Source organism: Mycobacterium sp. IDUB_5, from assembly GCF_055419565.1.
The window spans coordinates 635924-655377 of the sequence record NZ_JBVAXX010000004.1 but is presented as its reverse complement, the minus strand read 5'-3'; the positions used below and the strand labels follow the sequence as shown (position 1 = coordinate 655377).

Here is a 19454-nt window from a genome sequence, read left to right as displayed (position 1 = left end):
GCGGGATCGTCTCAGCCGAGGAACGGCAGCTGGGGCTTGGTCGGGACGACGATGACCGTGGGCCCGTCGGCCTCCAGAGCCGCCTCAAACTCCTTGGCGAGCGACTCGGTTCCGTCCACCGTCACCGATCGGAGGCCGAATCCCTTGCCCAGCGACTCGATGTCGAGACCCGGCAGATCCAGACCCGGCACATGCGGAGTCTTCTCCAGCAGCGCGAAGGACTTCAGGATCGCGTATTCGCCGTTGCGGAACACAACGAACACGATCGGCAACTTGTGTTGTGCCGCAGTCCAAATGGCCTGGACCGAGTATTCGAAGGAGCCGTCGCCGATGGTGGCCACCACGTGCCTGTTCACGCCGCGCTCGCGGTCGCCCAGTGCGATGCCCACCGCGGCGGGAACACCCCATCCGATGCCACCGCTGGGCGTCGAGAAGAAGCTGTCGCTGTTGGTGGTGGGGCACCAGGACAGCTGCTCGGCCATCGTCGACGTCGACTCGTTGACCAACGCCGAATCCTCGGGCTTGACGGTCCTGATGACGTGATACACCTGATCGGCCGTCAGCGGCGCGTTCGCGGGCTCCACCTCGGTCACCTCGGGCAGCTGCCGCGGCGTCGGCGCGGTGCGATTTCCCGGCACCTCGATCATGTCGACCAACTGCTCGAGCGCCATCCGGACCGAGCCGATGAGGCTGTCGCCGACGGGCGCGATCGCCGACAGGTGGGGGTCCGCGGTGATCTGCAGGACCTCGGTGCCTTCGGGGACGAAGTCGCCGGCGACGAACGGGTAATAGCGGAAGACCTGAGCGCCGATGGCGATCACCAGGTCGTAGCCGCGCAGAGCTTCGTTGACGCCTGCGATCGTCATGGGCAGCGGACCCTGCGCAAGGGGATGGTTCTCGGGGAACGAGACCCGGTCGGGCAGGGTGCTGCCGTACACGGGCGCCTTGAGCTTCTCGGCGAAGGCGATACCGGCGTCCCACCCTCCGTCGCGATCGACCTCGGGTCCGAGCAGCAGCAGCGGCCGCTTCGCCCTGCTGATGCGCTCGGCGAACTCGGCCAGTCGGCCGGCGTCGGGTGCCACTCGGTCACTCATCCCGCGCACCACGGCGGGACCCAGGGCCGGCTTGTCCCAGTCGTCGAGCGGAATCGACAGGAACACAGGCCCTTTCGGCGGTTGCATGGCCACGACATAGGCCTGCATGAAGGCCGCAGGGGGCCCACGTCTCGGAGCGTGTGGTGATGACGGGGTGGGTGAGGATGCGCGCCGTGGCGTCTCCGTCGGTCGGCGGTCCGAATGGGATCGGATAGCCGAGGTGATCACCGCGGCCAAGCAGGGACGAAGTGGGGCGCTTGTGGTGCGCGGCGGTGCCGGTCTGGGCAAGACGCACCTGCTCTCCGTCGTCGCCCAGGACCATGCCGATGGATTCCGGGTGATCGCAATCAGCGGTGTCGAATCGGAGATGATCATCGATTTCGCTGCGCTACAACGTCTTTGCTTACAGATCGGCGGCGATGACGCGTCGCTGCCCGAGGGGCAACGACGCGCGCTGCGGGCAGCTCTGGACGCTGAAATGGCCGCTGGCCCTGATCCTTATCTTGTCGGTCTGGCAGTGGTGAATCTGCTCAGTGATGCCGGCGCGGACAGCCCGCTGCTGTGCATCGTCGACGACGCGCAGTGGATCGACGAGAGGTCACGCCAGTCGCTCGGTTTCGTCGCGCGGCGTCTTCTCGCCGACCGGGTCGCGTTGATCTTCTCCACCCGGGACCCCGGTGGAGGAGATCACCTCGATGGCATCTCTGACGTGCACCTGCAGCCCTTCGACGACCTCGAGTCGCAGACGCTGCTCGACGCAACCTTGCCTGGTCGTCTCGATCATCGAGTGCGCGAGCGGATTCTGGCCGACGCCCACGGCAACCCGCTCGCACTTGTCGAGCTGCCCAGGATGGTTCGACCGGCACAACTCGCCGGCGGTTTCGCGCTCGACCGCTGGCGCCCTGTCGCCACAACGATGGAGGAGACGTTCATCGATCGGGTGCAGGAACTACCCGATGCGACGCGCATGCTCCTTCTCCTCGCCTCCGCCGAACCGGTCGGTGACCCGGCCTGGTTGTGGGCGGCGGCCGAGACGGTCGGGGTGGGAGTCGTAGACGCCCAGCCCGCGGAGCTCGCAGGCCTGATCACTCTCGACACCCGGGTGGTGTTCCGCCATCCGCTGGTGCGTTCGGCGGTGTACCGCAGTGAGCCCGCCGCCCGGCGGCACCTCGTGCACGCCGCGTTGGCCGATGCGATCACCGGACCTGACACGGCCGATTACCGGGCGTGGCATCGAGCCCACGCGATCGCCTCGCCCAGCGAAGCGGTTGCCGCCGAGCTCGGCGCATCCGCCGAGCGTGCCCGAGCCCGCGGCGGAGTGGCCGCGACCGCCGCGTTCCTCGAGTACGCGGTGGACCTGACTCCCGACCCGGTGCGTCGGGCGCGCCGGGCGCTCGAGGCCGCAGCGGCCAAACTCGATGCGGGCGACGCCACGGCGGCGACGCGGCTGATCGACATCGCCGATGCGACGACCGTCGACGACGCGCATCGGGCACGGATGGCCCTACTGCGCGCTCACGTCGCATTCGCGACCGACCGCGGACGAACGGGACCTGGATTGCTCATGGCTGCGGCCCGCGCCTTGTCCGACCACGAGCCGTTGGTGGCACGCGAGACCTACCTGTCAGCACTGATGGCCGCGATGATCGTCGGCCGGCTGGCCGACGACGTCGACCTCCAACCCGCTCGGATCGCCGAGGCTGCGCGGCGGGGCCCCCGCGCTCCGGAACCCCCTCGGGCTGTCGATCTCCTGCTGGACGGACTCGCTGTAAGGCTGCACACCGGGTACACCGAGGCCGCTCCGCTACTCAAGAATGCGTTGCATGCCTATCTGCGGGACGTACAGGCGGGGACGGCAGATCCGCGATGGCATGACATCACCAACCGAATCTGTCTGGATCTTTTCGACTTCGGCGCCTACGACACCCTGGCGATGCGGCAGCTGGAGTTGCTTCGGGACGCCGGCGAACTCACGGTCTTACCCGCGGCCCTGACCACGGCGGCTGCTGTCCGGGTGATCGATGGTGAGTTCGACAGCGCTCAGGCACTTTTGGACGAGGCGTTCATCGTTTCGGCTGCCACGGGTGCGCCCCCGCACCGCTCAGGCACCGCCCTGCTCGCGGCCCACCGCGGCGATGAAGCCCTGTGGCTGGACATGTCAGCTCGAACGGTCGAGGCAGCCTCCGCGCGGGGCGAGGGGACCGAAGTGACGGTTGCCTACTACTCGCAAGCCCTGCTGTACAACGGTTTGGCGCGGTACGCGGAGGCCTATGAAGCCTGCCGGTGCGGGCAGGACTTCGACGACATCGGACTGTCCGGTAGCTTGCTGCTGGAGACTGTCGAAGCTGCTTCGTACACAAGGGATTTCGCTGCCGCACGTGCGGCATCCGAGGAGCTGGGGCGGCGCGCGGCCGCCAGTGGAACGGAATCAGCACTGGGGCTGGCAGCCCGCGCGTCAGCGCTGGCCCGAGGTGAGCGGGCGACCGATGCCGACTACCGCAGGGCGCTCATGCATCTGGAACGTAGCCCGTTGGCGGTCTACCGCGCCAGGACGCACCTCGTCTATGGAGAATGGTTGCGCCGAGTGGGCCGTGACGGCGATGCGCGTACACAGCTGCGCGCGGCCCACGACCTGTGCGCAGCCATGGGTGCGGACGGATTCGCACAGCGTGCTGCTCGCGAGTTGCAAGCCGCGGGAGGAAGTTTCGGCGTCCGTGGGCGTCGCTACGACGCCGAACTGACCACTCAGGAACGGCACATCAGCCGCCTGGTGCGCCAGGGCCAGACCAACGTGGAGATCGGTGCGCAGCTGCTCATCAGCCACCGCACGGTCGAATGGCATCTGCGCAATATCTACCAGAAGCTGGGTATCACGTCGCGTCGGCAGCTTCGTGCCATGGACGTGTGAAGACGGTTCACGGCCAGGGCTGTTCGTTGCGTTCCCGGCGCTTCTGTTCCTGAGCGCGATCTTTGGCCCAGAACTCCTCGAATCGTTCGCCCGGGTGGGCGTTGGGGATTCGGTTCAGGAAGCGACTCAACCATGCCGGAGGGCGGGCCGGTTCCCACTGCGGGAACAGCGTGCTGAGCGAGGCCATGGTCTTGAGGACCACGAAGACGCTGAACAGGGTCGACGGAGCACCGGTCACCGCGATGCCCGCCATCCCGAAGATCAGCGTGAGGTGCACGACCACAATCCTGCTCAGCCCGCGCTGTGCGGTCTGCTCGATCTGCCAGAAGCTCCACCTCCGCAGAGTCGCCAGATCGATCACCGCGTCGAGGATCAGCAACGCAGCGACCGCCAGGCAGCCGATGCGCACCTGGTCCCAGTTGACGTCCGCGATGTGTGGGTCTCCATTGCGATGCAACAGGAAGAGGATGATGCCGAGGAACGCAGCGTGTGCCAGCGCGAACACCGAACTGGTGACCGCGAATCCGCTGACGAACGAACCCGTCGTCCGGTACCCGCTCTCACTGGGCGGTCGATATCGGAAATGCCCCACCCGCGGAGACCATCGCTGGTGCAACCGAATCCGCAGCGCGATCAGAGCGCAGCCGAGCGCCGTCTCGAACCAATACACGATCAGCGTCGTGGCGCCTGACCAACCCTGGCTGAACCACCCGACCACGGGCACGGCGATGACAGCGATCAGAGCGGCGATGTTGGCGATCCGGAGCATCGCTGAGGCCCTCACCGCTGCTGGGCGCGCCACTTGTCGAGCAGACGGCGGTCCCGCTTGGTCGGCCGTCCGGCGCCGCGGTCTCTCGCGGCAACAGGCACCGCCACGACCGTAGGTGGGGGCGGCGTGCGGTCGAGGTAGCAGGTGACAGCATCAGCGGCCCCGACCCGCTTCTGGATCACCCGGACCACCTCGACGATCCTGGTGCGATCACCGACCAGGGCGCGCACCGTGTCACCTGGACCGACCATCGTCGAGGGCTTGGCCGGCTTGTCGTTGACCCGCACATGACCCCCGCGGCAGGCCGCCGCGGCGTCCGGACGCGTCTTGGTCAGCCGGACCGCCCACAGCCAACGATCCACGCGCGTCGCCTCCATGGCGATCATCATGGAGCACGGTCAGCGTGGCGGGGGCGCGGTTGCACGTCGTCGTGAGCGATGAGCCCCACCGCGACGTTGCGGCGCTCACCGAGGAACTCCGCGACTTCCGTTGACGCCGTGGCGATGTCGTCGCCGGTGGCGCCCTCCGGCCCGAGGAGGGCGGTGACTGCGGTGCTGAGCACCTGCAGTGGATCGGACACCGGGCGGGGGTCGCCGACGCCGGACACCAGCGAGATCGCGACACCGGTGACCAGACCGTGGAGGGCGAACGACTGATCGGCGAGCTCCCAGTCACCCCTGGCCATCCGGTGGCGACGCCACACCGGCAGCACCGCGCCGACGACGGCACTCGGCCCCAGCGTCTCGTGCAGGGCGATGGAGCGGGGATGGTCAGCCAGCATCCCGAGGAGATCGCCGTCCTGGCGCTGTACCGCCGCGATCAACGGGTGGTTGGCGGCCGCGTCGAGCATCATCGGACAGAAGCGGGACGGACGTACCAGATCGGGATCACTGCGGAGTCGGGTGATCAGATCGTCGAGAATCCCGATGAATCCGCGCCCCACCAGCCCCACGAGAAGGTCTTCCTTGGTGGGCCAGTACAGGTAGACGGTGCCTTTGCCGACGTGGGCACGCGCAGCGACATCAGCCACCGTGAAACCCCGCGCACCCCGTTTGAGCAGCAGTTCGCCTGCCGCAGCCAACAATCGCGCCGCCTTGGCCGACTGCTGCTCGGGCAGGGCGACGGAACTCACCCGCCGACTATATCGGCGGGCAGGTCCGCGGTGTACAAACTGACCATATCGGTACTTTGGTCAGTTTCGGGGGTAGGCTGCGCGCATGAACCTGTTCTTCGACCGGGAGACGCGAGTGACAGCCCTGCAATCGGCGATCTTCTCGCTGGCGGACCGGCTGGAAGCCGCGGTGTCGCTGTCCCGGATCTATGTCGACGGCCTCGACCGGCTGCCACGCGACGGGCGATTCCTGCTGGTCGGCAACCACACGATGGCGGGTTGGCCGGAGATCGTGATGATCCCGTACTTCGTGCACGCCGAGCTGGGCGTCCGGGTGAGAGGGCTGGCGACCCGACAGCTGGCCGACATGCGCGGGCTCAGCCGGGACATCGCCGAAGCCGCAGGCGCCGTGGTCGGCGATCCCGCCCAGGCCGCGGATCTGATGAGCCGGGGCGAAACCGTGCTGGTGTTCCCCGGCGGGGGACGCGACATGCTCAAGTTCAAGGGCGAGGAGTACCGCCTCCTCTGGCAGGGTCGCAGCGGCTTCGCGCGGCTGGCGATCGCTCACGACTACCCCATCGTGCCCGTTGGGCTCGTCGGAGGCGATGACGTGTTCTCCAGCATCACCGAGCGCGACGGCGTCTGGGATCGGATGACCCGGGGGATCGGTGAACGGCTGCACGGCGTGAGCGGTGTCGGCGTCCCCCTGATGCGCGGCGTGGGGCCGACGCTCGCACCCCGGCCGCAGCGGATGTATCTGCGCTTCGGCGAGCCGATCACGACCACGATGCCCGCCGACGCCGCGGCGAAGTCGTGGGAGCAGGAGGTCAAACAGGTGACGCAGAGCGCGCTGGAGACGATCCTCGACCAGGTGCGTGCGCTACGCGCCGAGGATCCGTTCCGTCGGCTTAATCCGCTCGCCTGGCGCCACGCCGTCCGGCCTCCGGTTCACACCGCATAGCGCGTGCGGCCGCGCCCGGAGGACTTCGCGTTGTACATCGCCTCGTCGGCGGCGCGCAGCAGCTCGAGCGCATCCCGTACGTCGTTGCGTCCGACCAGCGTGACACCGATGCTCGCGGTCACGGTGATCTCGATGTCGTGGTACCGGATGGGATCGGTTGCCGCGCAATGTAATCGATTGACCAGCTGATCCAGATCCGGTTGTTCGATGCGCTGCATCAGCAACACCACGAACTCGTCACCGGCCAACCGTGCGATGACATCGGACTGCCGTAGCGCGGCCTTCATCCGCGCCGAGGCCGTCACCAGCACCGCGTCGCCTGCGTCATGGCCGAACGAGTCGTTGACGAACTTGAGGTCGTCGAGATCGATGAACAGCACCGCGCTGAGCCGCTGGACCGCATCCGGACGCAGCGACGCCGCGATGCGGGCGAAGGCCCCCGAACGGTTCAGCAGTCCGGTGAGCACATCGTGAACCGCTTCGTGCTCGGCGCGTTCGTGAGCCACCTTCTGGGCGGTGATGTCGATGAAGGTCGCCACGACCGGCGAGCGCAGCGGATCGTCGGGGCTGAGGCGCCGGGTGCTCATCGACAGCCACACCCTGCTGCCGTCCTCACAGTCGACGCCGACCACGCGGTCGACCTGCGGAACGCCGGAATGCGAGACCTGCCAGACGGGCTGCTGCATCACCGGTAGTGCGCGGCCCTCCGCGTCGACGAGGGGGACGTCGGACGCGAACGGCGCGTTGACGGGCCGTACTGTGGCGAGAATCCGTTGCGCCGCAGGGTTGGTCGACATCACCGAACCGTCGGGGCCGAACACCACCACCCCGGCGTCGAGCGCTGTCACGACGGCCTCGAAGTGTCGTTCGGCACGGCGCAGAGCCGTCATGTCGGCGCAGATCAGTACATAGCCGGAGGCGGTCCGTGCCCCGGTGAGCCGGATGAAGCGTGGCGAACCGTCGGCGGCGACATGCGTCGTGTGCAGAACTCCGAGCGTGTCGATCAGCCGCTCAGCGTCCACGCCGGCGCCGACCACGTCCTGAATGGGACGGTTACGGACCTCCTGGGCGGTGCGGCCGTAGATCTTCTCGGCCGCCGCGTTCCAGCTGCTGACCAAGCCTGCCGGCGACAGCCCGACAACCCCGTCGCTGACGTGATCGAGAAGAGCTGCCTGATAGCGCAGCAGCTCCGCCGCCCGGCTCTTGGTCAGGTCTCGAAAGTAGGTGACGATCGCGGGCCGGCCGTGCCAGTCGATGCGGGTCGACGTCGCCTCGACGTCACGCATCGCCCCGCGCGATCGGCTCATCGGAACCTCCGCCGGAGGAGCGTTGTCACCCGCGTTGTGCAGGCCGTCGAGACGGCGCTGCACGCTCGGCATGACATCGGCCGCCAGGAAGTCCGACACTTTCCGGCCGACCAGGTCGTGGCTGCCCGCCAACCCCATCCACCGCGCCGCAGTGGTGTTCGCGAACACGATCGCGCCGTCTTGGTGAACACAGATTCCGTCGCTGGCCAGGTCGAACAGCGCGCGCAGGCGTCGCTCGGCGCCTTCTGCGCTGTCCACCGGCGCCGTGATGGCGTCGGTATCCTCCTCTGACATACCGCCCCCGCCGGCCCGATCCCTCTCGTCGAGGCTAGCGTGTCGGCGGGTGCAACCGGTGAGAAACGGGTATCGACGGTGCCATGGCTAATGAGCGTCCCAGGGTCGTGATCATCGGCGGCGGATTCGGCGGCCTGTTCTGCGCCCGTCGCTTCCGCGGGATCGACGTCGACGTGACCTTGCTCGATCGAGCCGCATGCCACGTATTCCAGCCCCTGCTCTACCAATGCGCCACGGGCACCCTCAGTATCGGTCAGATCAGCCGGTCGCTTCGCGAGGAACTCGAACACCACCCGAACGTCCGAACATTGCTCGGTGAGGCCATTCGACTGGACCCCGCCACCCGACGGGTCACCGCACGCAGGCCCGACGACTCCACCTTCGACGTCGACTACGACTACCTGGTGATCGCGGCCGGCATGCGCCAGTCCTACTTCGGTCACGAGGAGTTCGCCACGTGGGCGCCGGGGATGAAGACGCTCGACGACGCCCTGAGTATCCGGCGGCGGGTGTTCGCGGCCTTCGAGATCGCCGAGACACTGCCGCCAGGACCTGAACGTGACCAGTGGCTGACCTTCGCCGTCGCCGGCGGTGGTCCCACCGGCGTCGAATTAGCCGGTCAGATCAGGGAATTGGCGACCCGGGCGCTGGCCAACGAATTCCACAGCATCCAGCCGCGTGAGGCGCGGGTGTTGCTGTTCGACGGCGGCGATCGCGTGTTGAAGAGCTTCGCCCCCGCGCTGGCCGGCCGGGCGCAGGAGACGCTGGTGAAGCTCGGGGTGGAGTTGCACTTCGGCGTGCACGTCACCGATGTCCGTCGTGACGGCGTGACCGTGAGCCCGAAAGGGGGCGGGCCGGAGGAGAACTACGCCACCCGCACGGTGTTGTGGACAGCCGGCGTGGAAGCGGTGCCGTTCGCTCGGCACGCCGCCGACGTCTTGGGGGCGCAGACGGACCGATCCGGCCGCGTCACCGTCGATCCCGACCTGTCGGTGCCCGGCCATCGAGAGGTCTTCGTCATCGGTGACCTCGCAGGTCGCGACGGTCTACCCGGTGTGGCGGAGAACGCGATGCAGGGCGGGTTGCACGCCGCGGCATGTGTCCGTCGCGATCTGAGCGGAAAGCGACGCAAGAACTACCGCTACCGCGACCTCGGCTCAGCGGCCTACATCAGCCGCGGCAACGCACTGCTGCAAGCGGGACCCGTGAGGCTGGCCGGCACATGGGGCTGGCTGGGCTGGGGTTTCATACACATCGCCTTCCTGACCGGAGTGCGCAACAGGTTCAACACGGTCGGTACCTGGATGGCGACGATCGCCCGGGCCAACCGCAGCGACCGCACCTTCATCCTGGGAGGTTCCGGCCATCCCGAGGAGCCCTACACGTGGGAATCGCCGGTGCATCAGAGTTACAACACCGGTCCGGAGAAGTCAGCGTAGAGGCGCGATACGGTTCCCGCCGCGGAGGCTCTCGCGAAGGTCGACCAGAATGTCGGAGGCCGCATCGAAGTCGGGCCGTGGGCCGTCGTCGCGCCACGACTCGACGATGACGATCGCGACATCACGAAGCTTGACGTTGCAGTCCTGCGACAGCACCCGAAGGACGTCGAAGGCACCTTCGGCGTCGATACCGAAGGTCTGCATCAGCATGCCTTTGGCCTGTTCGATGACAGGTTGGCTGGCGAGTTTGTCCCGCAGTTGCGCGATCGTCTCGCGCAGGTCGTCCACGTCGGCGTGGCGGGCGCCCGACGTGGTGAGCGCGCCGGTCATTTTCCTTTTGTACGCCGATGCGTGCGCAAGCGCAATGATTGCTAGCTGAGCTTCGTTCGGTGTGGTGGGTCGCGCATGTACGCTGAGCTGCAGGTGCCAATTCGTGGTCCATGCGCACTGTTTCGCAAGGACGATCTCGAGGACGGGCGACGCGGACATGGCCGAGCGCACGATAGTCGGCGTGAGCAACGAGCAGGTCGAATCGGTGATGCGCGCTTCCCGTGCATTGGTCGGAATCACCGCCGCATCGATCATGACCGTCGATGACGTGGTGACCGTGCCTCAGGTCCGGGTGATGATGATGATCGCCACCCGCGGGGCGATGAACATCGCCGCCGTCGCCGAAGGCCTGCAGGTGAATCCGTCCAATGCCAGCCGGCTCGTCGATCGCTTGCTGAAGATCGGCCTGATCGACCGCCGTCAGGATCCCGTCGACCGACGAAACATCTCACTCACGTTGACCGACGAGGGGCAGGCGCTGATCGACACCGTGATCCGCCACCGGCGGACCGCGATCCGCCGCGCGCTGCGCCAGATGGCGCCGGAGCGGCGCGAACTCCTCGCGACAGTGCTCGAGGACTTCGCCACTGCTGCAGGCGAACCCGCGCAGGAGTACCGGCGGATGCTGGTCTGATCAGACGGTCGTCAGTCCGCCACAGCCCGAGCCGACGGGTGCGCCCGCCCGATGACGAGTGGCCCGACGATCGCCGGCATGCCGTGCCAGGTCGCGTGCTCGACCTCCGGGATGAGACCGCAGGCCGCCATCGTCTCGAGAGTGTCTCTGTTGCAGACACATCCGCCCGCGAAAGCACGCCAGGGTCGTAGCAGCAGATCCTGGAACGCCGCCAACCACCGCGATCGCGCCCGCACGTGTTCGACGAACACCAGCTGCCCTTCCGGAGTAAGCACGCGGGCGATCTCCCGCAGCGCACTCTCGGGCTCGGCGACGGTGCACAGCACCAAAGTCGAGACAACCGTGTCCACCGACCCGTCGGGCAGCGGAAGATCCTCGGCCGGTGCATCGATGATCCGAGCCACCCGGCCCAGATGATGGAGCCGACGGTTCAGCCTGCCGCGCATACCGGGTTCCGGTTCGGCCAGGATCAGCTCATCGATCGCGCCCGGGTACCACGGCAGGTTCAGACCGGTGCCCGCCCCGATCTCCAGCACCCGCCCGAATGCCTGGGCGAGCAGCGCCCTTCGGCGTCGACGCATACCCGCGACCTCGCCCAGCCACAAGAAGGGGTCGTAGAGCAGCGCCATCACGCGCAACCACGCCTGGTTCACGGATCGAATGTACGAGCCACCGGGTGAGCGCTGCATCGCCTGAATCGGCCATCGTGGTCGGGTGGCCGGTTCCGGTGAGTCAGAGGAGCCCGCGGCGGGCCGCCTCGGCGACAGCCGCGGTGCGCGACGGGCAGCCCAGTTTGTGGCGGATGTTGGCGACGTGACGGTGCACGGTGTGCGGGCTGACGGCCAGCTCTTCGGCGATCTCGCGATCACTGAGACCCCGCGCCACGCAGCCCAGGACATCCCGCTCGCGGAGTGACAGTGGTCCTGGATCCGGCGCCATCGCGTCACCAGCGTCGGAGCGACCACTGCGGCAGGCCCGGACGACCGCGTCGACGTCACCGTGCCAGGGGAAGTGTGAATCACCCTGCAGTGGAACGAAAATTGCGCCAGGGATAGCGGCGGCGACCTCTCGCCCGAGCCGGAACGGAACCGCACGATCGTCGCGGCGATGCACGACCGTCGTCGGAGCACGCACATCGGCCAGATACGCACTGACATCGAGCCGATACACCATGTCGAGCAGTGCCGCAGCCGTCTGCGCCGTGGCCGAAGCGCGTTGCAATCGGGCGAACCGATCGTGCTCGGCGATGTCTGCGCTGCCGAGGAAGACGTCGCTGAGCACGCGAGCGCCCAGACCCCAGTGCACCTCGATCGCGGAGATGATCGCCCGGCCCACCTCCGGCGGGGTGAGCAGGTCGCCGCGCGCATACGCACCATAGAGAACCAGACGGTCCACTCGCTCGGGATACATTGCGGCGAAGGCGATTGCGGTCGCGCTGCCTGAGGAGCCGCCCAGCAGCGACACCCGGTCCAACCCCAGCTCGTCGCACAGCGCCCGCAGCGTCGCCACCTCGGCCTCAAGGGTCAGGTCGGCCTCGCGCACGTCCCGATCGGACATGCCGACGCCGAGGTGGTCGTATCGGATCAGTGTGCGATCGCCCGCCATTCCCGTCCAGAAGTGCTGCACGCCCGGCTGCTGCCAGTCGAGCTCGAGGTGGCTCACCCACCATGCGGGAGCGATCAGTGGCGGTTCGGCACTGTGGGCCGGCCCGCGCACCTCGTACGCCAGCCTGCGCTCACCGATGCGCAGGAACTGCATCATCCCTGATCCGGACCTCGTCACCGACACCGAGGAAGCCGCCGGTGACGACCTCGGCGTAGATGCCCGCGCAGGGCAGAACTCCGAATTCGCCCGCCTGGACGCGGTTGTGCTCGAGGGCGTAGCGCACGGCCAGCGGCGACCGTGGCAGCGATCCGTGCTCGAGCGTGGGGACGGCGCACCGGGGCGTGGGGAGTGTCCCTCGCACCTCGACACCGCCGATGTGGAGGGTGACACCGACCCAGTCGTTCTCTACGAAAGGTGGACAGCCCGGGGGTGTCTCGATCACGATGTTCGGTCGGTAGCGCACGGCCTCGGCGCGGTCGAGCCCGATGGCGTCGAGTGTGGCGGTGGTGATGAGGTGCACGGGGGAGTGGTCGACGAAAGCGCCGCCCGGTGTGCCCTGAGCGATCTCGAGGATCTCGGCCTCGATGTCGGCGTCGATGCCATGTGTCAGCACGTCGACCGGATCGGCGCGCTCGACGGAGGCCCCCGCGCTGCGCTCGTCGGCCAGGGCCACGCGCCGTCCCACCAGCTCCGACACCGCATCGGCCGACTGCTCGACCGGTATCGCGCGGCCGTCGGGCATGGTGACCAGGACACCGCGGTCCCCGGTGTTCGCCGAGCAGTGCAGCAGGTGCCGCCACAGGCGAGGGTTCTTGGCCGTGGCCACGCGTCCCGTCTCGCCATCGACGAAGGCGAACCGGCGGTCTCCAGCGACACCGAGGGGGCCGAGCTCGAGGCGGGCGCACTCCTCGCCGAGCATCGACTTCACGGGGTAGCGGCGCAGGGCAGCCACCCGGCCGCTGAGAACCGTAGTCATGGTCTGCACCAGCGTACGGGTCGGGGAATGCCGTCAGCGCGCGTGCGCGATGGCGAACAACCCGACGACTCCCACGACGTAGATCACCAGAACAGCCAGAGAGTCGATGCCCATCCGGGCGATGCGCCGCTGCGGGCGAAACAGCAGACCGGCCGCATAACCCAATGTCAGAACGATTGCCAGCGCCGTGAGGTAGATGTCGGTGCGTTCCGCGTGCGGCAGCACGGCGTCACCTGACAGCATGGTGGCCATCAGGAACAGCACGGGGAGGAAGGCGTTCCCGCCGAAGATGTCCGACACCGCGAGCTGATAGTCCCCATGGCGCACCGATGCCAGACCGGTCGACAGCTCGGGCAGTGATGTCGCGGCGGCCAGGACGGTGGCGCCGAACAGAACCCCCGAGAGGCCGATGCCGTCGGCGATGGCATCACCGCTGCGTTCGAGGACGATGCCCGCGACGAGAGTCGCCACCGCGGCCAGACCGAAGAACAGCGCTGACCTCGCGGTGCTGATGCCGCGTGCGGTCGCTTGGCTCTCAGTGCGTGCGGTGCTGTGTCCTCTGGGTTTGTCCTGGCCATCCGGCGGTTGTCCGGACTCGTGCCATGGCAGCGACTGCCCGGCACGACGCAGCAACAGCAGCCCAGCCACCCAGGCCACGAGGATGAGGAGAGCGGCGGGGGTCACGCGCCAGACGATCAATGTTCCCGGGAGCTGGGTCCCCGCGATCACCAGCGCCAGCACCGCGACCACGAGCGCGGCCTCCAGCACCAGAACCAACGAGGCGGCGCGGTAGGTCAGAGGCCGCGGACCGCGGATTCCGAACGCGTCCAGTGCCACGAGAACCACCGTCTGGATGGCGATACCGCCGAGGATGTTGCCGACCGCGACGCCCAGATTGCCGGAGAGTGAGGCGCTCGCGACGATCGCGATCTCGGGCAGGTTCGTGGCGATCGCCAGCAGGATGAGCCCACCGAGGGCTGATCCGAGATGAAGCCGGGTGGACAGCACATCGGTCTGGTTCGACAGCGAGATACCGGCCACCCAGATCGCCGCCGCAGCCGCGGCGAAGGCCAGCAGCAGAGCCCACATCGGCCAACCGGACACGGAATTCCCTCTCGAGGTGTGGCAGTGGACTACACAGTGCGACACACGTACCCGGTCAGTCGACGAGAAACCTGTCAACTTCCTGAAAGCCCGGGGCCAGTGAGGATTAGGGCGACCCACGAGGATGTCGTGGCCTGATGTTGTGCGGTACGGTCCCGTGTCGTACCGTCAACGAAGTTGATTAGCGACCCTAGCGATCCTCGGACGGTCCGCGCCTCGTCGCCGCTCCTGAAAGGCCAACGCATGCAGCGGAACTCGTTCGCTCGGCGGCTCGGGCGACGGTGGCCGCTGATCGTGGCGATCGTGGTGATCGCTGTGGCCGGGTTCGCGGTGTACCGATTGCACGGGATCTTCGCCTCGGAGGACGTGACCGCGACGCCCAGCGGGTCGGACAGCCAGATCGTGCCGTTCAACCCCAAACACGTCGTCCTCGACGTCTTCGGTCCGCCGGGCACCACCGCCACGGTCACCTACCTCGACGTGCACGCCCAGCCGCAGAAAGCGCTCGGAGTTGCGCTGCCCTGGTCCTACGACGCCATCACCACCGACCCCGCCGTCTTCGTCAACGTCGCCGCCCAGGCCAACGGTGACGCCATCGGCTGCCGGATCACGATCGACGGCGAGGTCAAAGACGAGAAGCAGGTGAACACGCTGAACGCCTACACCTTCTGCCTGGACAAGTCCGGATGAGCGCCGGGATGTCGTGGCGGTCGATCCCGGATCTGATCCGGCGCTTCTCGGTGCTGATCGCGCTGTTCTGGCTCGCGACCGCGGTCATCACCAACGTCTTCGTACCGCAGCTGGAAACGGTGGCCGAATCCCACAACGTGTCGCTGAGCCCCAAGGACGCGCCGTCGCTGCAGGCCAGCAAGCGCATCGGCAAGGACTTCGGGGAGTACGACTCCGACAGCTCGGCGATGATCGTGCTGGAAGGCGACCAACCGCTCGGCGCCGACGCTCATCGCTACTACGACGGCTTGGTCGCCAAGCTGGCGCAGGACACCACCCACGTTCAGCACATCCAGAACTTCTGGGGCGACCCGCTGACCGCGGCGGGTTCGCAGAGCTCCGACGGCAAGGCCGCACTGGTGCAGGTGTTCCTCGCCGGCAACCAGGGTGAGTCACTGGCCAACGAGTCGGTCGACTCCGTGCGCGACATCGTGAACAACACTCCGGCTCCACCGGGGGTCAAGGCGTACGTGACGGGCCCGGCGCCGCTGATCACCGACCAGTTCGAGGTCGGACGGCAGGGCACGTTGAAGACGACGCTGCTCACCATCGGCGTCATCGCGGTCATGCTGATGGTCTACTTCCGGCGCCTCACGACGGTGTTCTTCGTCATCTTCACCGTGATGATCGAGTTGACCGCCTCGCGCGGTGTGGTCGCGGTGCTGGCCAACGCCGGCATCATCGAGCTCTCGACGTACTCGACCAATCTGCTGACCCTGCTCGTCATCGCGGCGGGCACGGACTACGCGATCTTCATCCTCGGACGGTTCCACGAGGCGCGCCACGCGGGGGAGGACCGCATCGCGGCGTTCACCACGATGTACCACGGCACGTCGCACATCATCCTGGGGTCGGGCTTGACGATCGCGGGCGCGGTGCTCTGCCTCACCTTCACCCGATTGCCGTACTTCCAGAGCCTCGGGGTGCCTGCCGGCATCGGTGTCCTGGTCGCCGTGATAGCCGCGCTGACGTTGGCGCCGGCCCTGTTGTCGATCGGCCGGCACTTCGGACTCTTCGAACCGGCCCGGCCGATGAGCACCCGCGGGTGGCGGCGGATAGGCACCGCGATCGTCCGCTGGCCCGGCCCGATTCTGGTGGCGACGGTCGCGATCGCCCTGATCGGTCTGCTGGCGCTGCCGAACTACAAGACCAACTACGACAACCGCACCTACATGCCGGCCGACTCGCCGGCCAACGTCGGCTACGCCGCCGCCGAGCGACACTTTTCCCAGGCGCGGCTGGAGCCCGAGTTGCTGATGGTCGAGGCGGACCACGACCTGCGCAACCCCACCGACATGATCCTGCTCGAGCGGGTCGCCAAGGCCGTCTTCCACACCGACGGCATCGCGCAGGTGCAGTCGATAACGCGCCCGCTGGGCACCCCGCTGGACCACACGTCGATTCCGTTCCAGCTCAGCGCCAGTAGCGCGTCGCAGATCAACTCGCTGCCCTTCCAGCAGGCGCGCACCGCGGACCTGCTCAAGCAGGTCGGCGTCATCAACGACTCGATCAACACGTTGCGCAAACAGTATGAGCTGCAACAGCAGTCGGCAGCAGTCACTGATGAGCAGACCCAGGCGTTCGCGCAGACCGTCGCGACAGCCCAGGATCTGCGAGACAAGATCGCCAATTTCGACGACTTCTTCCGACCGATCCGTAACTACTTCTACTTCGAACCGCACTGCTACGACATTCCGATCTGCTGGGCGCTGCGGTCGCTGTTCGACGCACTCGACGGAATCAACGACCTGACCGACCAGCTCGCGAACGTCGCCGGGAGTATCGCGAAACTCGATGCGCTGCAACCGAAACTGCTGGCATTGATCCCACCGCAGATCAGTGATCAGCAGACGAACCGCGATCTGACGATGACGAACTACGCGACGCAGTCCGGTCTGAACGACCAGAACTCGCGGGCGCTCGAGAACTCGACGCAGCTCGGCGCGGCCTACGACGCGTCGAAGACCGACGATTCGTTCTATCTGCCGCCGGAAGCGTTCACCAACCCCGAATTCCAGCGTGGTCTCAAGCTTTTCCTCTCACCCGATGGCAAGTCCGCGCGGATGATCATCACCCACGAAGGGGATCCCGCGACCACCGAGGGGATCTCGCACATCGACTCGATCCGGCACGCGGCGGTCGAAGCCGTCAAGGGCACACCGCTGGCCGGCTCGCGAATCTTCATCGCCGGCACCGCGGCCACCTACAAGGACATCGCCGACGGCGCGAAGTACGACCTGATGATCGCGGGCATCGCGGCGATGTGTCTGATCCTGCTGGTGATGGTGTTCATCACGCGCAGCATCGTCGCGGCATTCGTGATCGTCGGCACGGTGGCGTTGTCGCTGGGCGCGTCGTTCGGCCTGTCGGTGCTGATCTGGCAGGACCTGTTGGGCATCCAGCTGTACTGGATCGTGTTGGCACTGGCCATCATCTTGCTGCTGGCCGTCGGCTCCGACTACAACCTGTTGCTCATCTCGCGCTTCAAGGAAGAGATCGGGGCAGGGCTGAACACGGGGATCATCCGGGCGATGGCGGGATCGGGATCGGTCGTGACGGCGGCCGGGCTCGTGTTCGCGGCGACGATGGCGTCGTTCCTGTTCGCCGATCTGCGCATCCTGGGCCAGATCGGCACGACGATTGCGCTGGGTTTGTTGTTCGACACCCTGATCGTGCGGTCCTTCATGACCCCGGCGGTAGCCGCGCTGCTGGGCCGCTGGTTCTGGTGGCCGCTACGGGTGCGGCCGCGGCCGGCGAGTGCGATGCTGCAGCCCTACGGCTCGCGGGCGGCGGTGCGTCAGCTCCTGCTGTGGGAGGACGACGACCCGGTGGTCCGGCCCGCGAAGTGAGCGCGGGCACGGTGCTCGGGACACTGGTCGAACGTGGGGCCTGGGTACAGGTTTCCGACACATCTTGTGCACAGGGCCCACGCTCGAACTAGCTCGGCTCAGACGTGGGCGGGTTCGCGCTGTTCGATCGGCTCGGTGTCGAGCACCTCGGCGTCACGCAGGTTGCCCTTCAGCGCGGCGACGCGGCGGAGCTGATTGGCCATGTTCATCGAGGTCAGCATCGGGATGCCGCCGATGAACGTGCGGAACGACGGATTGCCGCCGTCGAGGTGCAAGACGAACAGGCACCCCACGACATAGAAGAAGCCAAGGGTGAACAGCGCTGCGGGGATGGCGTACGCGAGCGGGGACCGGGCGTCGTCGATCAACTCAGCGGCATAGTGGGCTTCGTCACGCGTCAGCGGTTGCCGTTTGCGCAGCTTCGCCAGCACGTCCTTGTGCGCGCCGACGGTGTCGCCCAGCGGATGCGACGTCCGCCGCTCGAGCCGGCCGATGTAGACGAAAACGCATGTGGCAAACACGATTTCGGCGACTGCGGCAAGTGCCGCCAGATCACCCCATAGGCCGAGTCCCACGATGTATCTCCTCACGTTCCACTGAGAAGGTTACCCGGGCTAACTGTTTGTGAAGCGCGCTCACAGCAACGACACAGGAAGGGTGGCCCAGGCGCTCGTCGGTACCCTCGCGGGTGATCCCCTCACGAAAGGCGCCCCGTTGTCGACACAATCCGCGACCGCTGTGGATGGTATTGCCGGCTGGACGGTCGAGCTGATGGAGCGGTGGGGAGGCCTGGGCGCGGGCATCGCGATCGCGGCCGAGAACGTCTTCCCGCCCGTACCGAGCGAGGTGATCCTGCCGATGGCAGGCTTCGCCGCCCGTCTCGGTGACCTCTCGCTGGCCGAGGCGATCGCCGGTGCCACCGCGGGGTCCCTCGTCGGCGCCTGGTTGCTCTACGCGCTCGGCGCGTGGCTCGGACATGACCGGATGCGTGCACTGATCCTGCGGATGCCCCTGGTCGACGCCCAGGATGTCGACAAGACCACGGCGTGGTTCGGCAAACATGGCGCCAAAGCGGTGCTGTTCGGCCGGATGATTCCGCTGTTCCGCAGTTTCATCTCGATCCCGGCGGGCGCGGAACGCATGAACTTTGCGCTGTTCACGGTGCTCACGCTGCTGGGTAGCCTCGTCTGGAACAGCGCGTTGATCGGCGCGGGCTACCTGCTGGGGGCGAACTGGCACGCGATCGATCCGTACACCGCGGTGCTGCAGTACCTCGTGATCGGCGGCGTCGCGTTGTGGCTCGTCCGATTCGTGGTGACGCGGAGGCGCCGCGCGCGAGCGTGA

Annotated in this window: 17 protein-coding genes and 1 pseudogene; 7 read left to right on the top strand and 11 right to left on the bottom strand. The window is 67.3% G+C overall.

Features of this window, described 5'->3' with window-relative positions; all coding sequences use genetic code 11:
• Positions 1 to 11: 11 nt before the first annotated feature.
• A pseudogene (locus ACZY1G_RS16320) lies at positions 12 to 1214 on the bottom strand (thiamine pyrophosphate-dependent enzyme); the annotation flags it as partial.
• Positions 1215 to 1248: 34 nt separating this feature from the next.
• Between ACZY1G_RS16320 and ACZY1G_RS16315 the strand changes: the two are divergent.
• A complete protein-coding gene (locus ACZY1G_RS16315; protein ID WP_463822954.1) occupies positions 1249 to 4002 on the top strand; it encodes a helix-turn-helix transcriptional regulator in 2754 nt (917 codons plus the stop codon).
• Between the two features lie 7 nt (positions 4003 to 4009).
• Here ACZY1G_RS16315 and ACZY1G_RS16310 read toward each other — a convergent pair whose 3' ends face one another.
• The 3 genes from ACZY1G_RS16310 to ACZY1G_RS16300 are packed head-to-tail and all read right to left on the bottom strand — an operon-like array spanning position 4010 to position 5903.
• On the bottom strand, positions 4010 to 4771 hold the full coding sequence (locus ACZY1G_RS16310) for a DUF6498-containing protein (protein ID WP_463822953.1): 762 nt from the start codon (positions 4769 to 4771) through the stop codon (positions 4010 to 4012).
• An 11-nt stretch (positions 4772 to 4782) separates the two neighbouring features.
• Complete coding sequence (locus tag ACZY1G_RS16305) at positions 4783 to 5148, bottom strand: RNA-binding S4 domain-containing protein (protein ID WP_463812867.1); 366 nt, start codon at positions 5146 to 5148, stop codon at positions 4783 to 4785.
• A gap of 8 nt (positions 5149 to 5156) precedes the next feature.
• On the bottom strand, positions 5157 to 5903 hold the full coding sequence (locus tag ACZY1G_RS16300) for a TetR/AcrR family transcriptional regulator (RefSeq protein ID WP_463822952.1): 747 nt from the start codon (positions 5901 to 5903) through the stop codon (positions 5157 to 5159).
• Between the two features lie 85 nt (positions 5904 to 5988).
• On the opposite strand from ACZY1G_RS16300, the gene ACZY1G_RS16295 reads away from it, so the two are divergent.
• Positions 5989 to 6843 carry a lysophospholipid acyltransferase family protein gene (locus ACZY1G_RS16295; RefSeq protein WP_463822951.1) on the top strand — a complete coding sequence of 285 codons (855 nt, stop codon included), beginning with the start codon at positions 5989 to 5991 and terminating at the stop codon, positions 6841 to 6843.
• On the opposite strand, the gene ACZY1G_RS16290 is transcribed toward ACZY1G_RS16295, so the two are convergent.
• Complete coding sequence (locus tag ACZY1G_RS16290; RefSeq protein WP_463822950.1) at positions 6831 to 8444, bottom strand: sensor domain-containing protein; 1614 nt, start codon at positions 8442 to 8444, stop codon at positions 6831 to 6833. The genes ACZY1G_RS16295 and ACZY1G_RS16290 overlap by 13 nt on opposite strands.
• Before the next feature lie 83 nt (positions 8445 to 8527).
• On the opposite strand from ACZY1G_RS16290, the gene ACZY1G_RS16285 reads away from it, so the two are divergent.
• The gene (locus tag ACZY1G_RS16285) at positions 8528 to 9883 is read left to right on the top strand and encodes an NAD(P)/FAD-dependent oxidoreductase (RefSeq protein WP_463822949.1); all 1356 of its coding nucleotides are present in this window, start codon (positions 8528 to 8530) and stop codon (positions 9881 to 9883) included.
• On the opposite strand, the gene ACZY1G_RS16280 is transcribed toward ACZY1G_RS16285, so the two are convergent.
• Positions 9875 to 10468, bottom strand: a complete 594-nt coding sequence (locus ACZY1G_RS16280) for an ANTAR domain-containing response regulator (protein ID WP_463822948.1) — start codon at positions 10466 to 10468, stop codon at positions 9875 to 9877. The two genes, ACZY1G_RS16285 and ACZY1G_RS16280, sit on opposite strands and share 9 nt — an antisense overlap.
• Here ACZY1G_RS16280 and ACZY1G_RS16275 point away from each other — a divergent pair.
• On the top strand, positions 10467 to 10847 hold the full coding sequence (locus ACZY1G_RS16275; protein ID WP_463812861.1) for a MarR family transcriptional regulator: 381 nt from the start codon (positions 10467 to 10469) through the stop codon (positions 10845 to 10847). The genes ACZY1G_RS16280 and ACZY1G_RS16275 overlap by 2 nt on opposite strands.
• 11 nt (positions 10848 to 10858) lie before the next feature.
• Here ACZY1G_RS16275 and ACZY1G_RS16270 read toward each other — a convergent pair whose 3' ends face one another.
• The 4 genes from ACZY1G_RS16270 to ACZY1G_RS16255 form a co-directional block, all read right to left on the bottom strand.
• Positions 10859 to 11500, bottom strand: a complete 642-nt coding sequence (locus ACZY1G_RS16270; RefSeq protein ID WP_463822947.1) for a class I SAM-dependent methyltransferase — start codon at positions 11498 to 11500, stop codon at positions 10859 to 10861.
• 79 nt (positions 11501 to 11579) lie between these two features.
• The gene (locus tag ACZY1G_RS16265) at positions 11580 to 12608 is read right to left on the bottom strand and encodes an alpha/beta fold hydrolase (protein WP_463822946.1); all 1029 of its coding nucleotides are present in this window, start codon (positions 12606 to 12608) and stop codon (positions 11580 to 11582) included.
• The gene (locus tag ACZY1G_RS16260) at positions 12583 to 13428 is read right to left on the bottom strand and encodes an MOSC domain-containing protein (protein ID WP_463822945.1); all 846 of its coding nucleotides are present in this window, start codon (positions 13426 to 13428) and stop codon (positions 12583 to 12585) included. Before ACZY1G_RS16260 ends, ACZY1G_RS16265 begins: the two co-directional genes overlap by 26 nt.
• Before the next feature lie 33 nt (positions 13429 to 13461).
• On the bottom strand, positions 13462 to 14532 hold the full coding sequence (locus tag ACZY1G_RS16255) for a sodium:calcium antiporter (protein ID WP_463822944.1): 1071 nt from the start codon (positions 14530 to 14532) through the stop codon (positions 13462 to 13464).
• Between the two features lie 243 nt (positions 14533 to 14775).
• Here ACZY1G_RS16255 and ACZY1G_RS16250 point away from each other — a divergent pair, with 243 nt between their 5' ends.
• Positions 14776 to 15222 (top strand): MmpS family transport accessory protein, encoded by a 447-nt coding sequence (locus tag ACZY1G_RS16250; protein ID WP_463812856.1) that lies wholly within the window; start codon positions 14776 to 14778, stop codon positions 15220 to 15222.
• Positions 15219 to 18110 (top strand): MMPL/RND family transporter, encoded by a 2892-nt coding sequence (locus ACZY1G_RS16245; protein ID WP_463812855.1) that lies wholly within the window; start codon positions 15219 to 15221, stop codon positions 18108 to 18110. The genes ACZY1G_RS16250 and ACZY1G_RS16245 overlap by 4 nt, the downstream gene beginning before the upstream one ends.
• A 98-nt stretch (positions 18111 to 18208) precedes the next feature.
• Here ACZY1G_RS16245 and ACZY1G_RS16240 read toward each other — a convergent pair whose 3' ends face one another.
• On the bottom strand, positions 18209 to 18685 hold the full coding sequence (locus ACZY1G_RS16240) for a hypothetical protein (protein WP_463812854.1): 477 nt from the start codon (positions 18683 to 18685) through the stop codon (positions 18209 to 18211).
• A 196-nt stretch (positions 18686 to 18881) separates the two neighbouring features.
• Here ACZY1G_RS16240 and ACZY1G_RS16235 point away from each other — a divergent pair, with 196 nt between their 5' ends.
• Positions 18882 to 19454: a DedA family protein gene (locus ACZY1G_RS16235; RefSeq protein ID WP_463823018.1), complete on the top strand. Its 573-nt coding sequence runs from the start codon at positions 18882 to 18884 to the stop codon at positions 19452 to 19454.